This is a genomic window from Grimontia marina, assembly GCF_900060185.1.
Classification (GTDB): domain Bacteria; phylum Pseudomonadota; class Gammaproteobacteria; order Enterobacterales; family Vibrionaceae; genus Enterovibrio; species Enterovibrio marinus.
In genome coordinates, this window is record NZ_FIZY01000133.1 from 1 (window position 1) to 2,262 (window position 2,262).

General features: G+C 49.5%; 1 protein-coding gene. It reads right to left on the reverse strand.

Going from position 1 to position 2,262, the window contains the following annotated elements:
- Positions 1-2,262: condensation domain-containing protein (locus tag GMA8713_RS25410; RefSeq protein WP_157515784.1), on the reverse strand; the 2,262-nt coding region annotated here is incomplete at both ends.

Genomic DNA, 2,262 nt, shown 5'->3' on the forward strand with positions numbered 1-2,262 from the left:
GTACCAGAGGCTGGTGTGTACCGACAGGGACATAGCACCCGCCAGCGGCCAGAATACCAAGGACAGCGATGACCTGATTGTGTCCCCTAGGAAGGGTGACGGCAACAGGTTCACCGGGTTGAACCCCCTGCTCGGTGAGTAAAGCAGCCAGTTGCAGGGCAGCTTGAGCGAGCTCGCCATAGGAGAGGGAATGTTGTTCAGAAATAATGGCAGTGCGTTCGGGTGTTTCCGCCGCCATTTCAAAGAAGGATTGATGTATGGTTCTGGTTGAAAAGGCTTGGTCAGTGCGATTTATTGCCAGCCTTGATTCACACTGTTTGTTAGGTAATACAAGGTGAAGTGGTGTATCCCAGTCAATGATGATTAGATTATCAATGAGCGCAATGTAAGTATTAAACATGTCATCGATCATTCCCTCTGGGAATAAGGCATCAACACTGTCCCAAGATAAAGCAAGCTCTTCATCAAATTCATAAAGCTGATGATCTAACCAGACTTGCGGGGTTTCGGATAAACCACCGGCAACCATTTTAGGGAAACCCGATTCACCCTGTTCAAATAGCCCATTACCAAGCCCTAATGTGCTCGTAAACACGATCGGGAGAGAGGCAGCTGTGAGACTCATTTCATGAGATCGTTGCCGTTGAATCCATATAGAAGAGACAGCTTTATTTTCCAGAACATCAGCGATCTCCCGTTGGGTCTTTTTAGCTTGTTCGATCAGAGTTGATTCTTCTTCACGACAAAAACCTACGGGTGCCAGTGTGGTGAAGTCACCCAGAATACGATTGATGTCTTGATGCACAGGTTGGCGATCAAACAAAGTCAGATTGATAGAATGATCTTTGCCGCCATTCCAAAGGCGAAGCACTTCACTGTATGCGGTTAGAAGCAAAACAGAAGGGGTGATTTGGTACTTTTGCGCCTTGTCTTTTAATGCTTGCCAATCTTCTGCCGGCAAACGATGTTCCCGCCTTGTGAATATTGGATGCGCCAAGCGTTCTGGTTCTGTCGCCAAAGGAAGAGATGCTTTTAACGGGAGTTCTGCAAGTTTATTCAACCAGAATGTTTCAGCGTTTTGTTTTTCTTCATTACTTGGCGCAATTTGATTGACATAGTCCCGGAACAGTAGGTCTGTTTTTGAGGGGAGGCTCTCTGGATCTAAGTATGTCCGGCTTAATTGCTCTAGAAGCAATTTGATACTGAATCCATCTAGAGTGAGATAGTTGAATATAATTCCGACACGACAGCGAGGGTTTCCTTTTGCATCTTGATAAGAGACACCAAACAGATGGTGCATTTGAGCCGAAGACCCGACGTCACTGTTTTTGCTAGCAGATGATGTTGTATGGAACTGTTGATGAAGCCACTGCTGTGCAAGTTGTTCACCTTGACCATCTTTCATGTCATCGAATCGGTGACAAAGCGTCTCAATACCCGGGAAGAAAGGCAGTACGCGCTGATTCCCCTCTTTGTCTATCGTAACCCTAAGCATGTCATGATGCTGAACCAAGCTGTTCCAAGCCTGTTCAAGCCGCCCAATATTGACGTTCTCACCATCCAGCTCGACCAGATAATGGGTACCACAGTTGAGTGGCAGTCCAGGTGACTGCCCCATCCAATAGGCACGCTGAACCTCTGTCAGTGGGAAAGGTTCAAAGCGAGCGTCCGGGTCAGGAACCAGGGTGGAAAGCGGCTCGGCGTTCTCGAATGAGAGTCCGGCAGCAAATTCGGCCAACACAGGTTGTGCAAACAACAGACGGAGAGGCTGTTCAGCGGTCAGCCCATTTTCACGTAGCGTTGAAATGACCTGGGTGGCTAATAAGCTATCACCGCCGAGAGAGAAAAAGTGGCTTTCCCTTCCGATGCTTCTGTCCGGTAACAGTGCTTGCCATACGCTGGCTACCTGACACTCCTTATCGCCTTTTGGGGGGGTCAGGGTAGTGTGCTGTGCGTCAGCATGCTCAGCCAGAAGTATCTGAGCTTGCTTGCGGTCAACTTTACCGTTCGCACTGAGTGGAATTTCATCGACCAGCGCGAGGGTAGAAGGAACCATATAGTCGGGCAGCAGGGCACGGAGTTGGTCAGTGACATCCGCCTTGAACTGCTCGGTGTCAGTATCATCTGTATGGTCGACCAACAGGGCAGCAGCGAGTGAGGCAGGCTGTCCGGCAGGAGAGAGCACGACGGCGACAGCACGGTGAATAGCGCTCAGGCTGTTCAGGGCAGTTTCTACCTCACCGAGCTCAATACGGTGTCCCC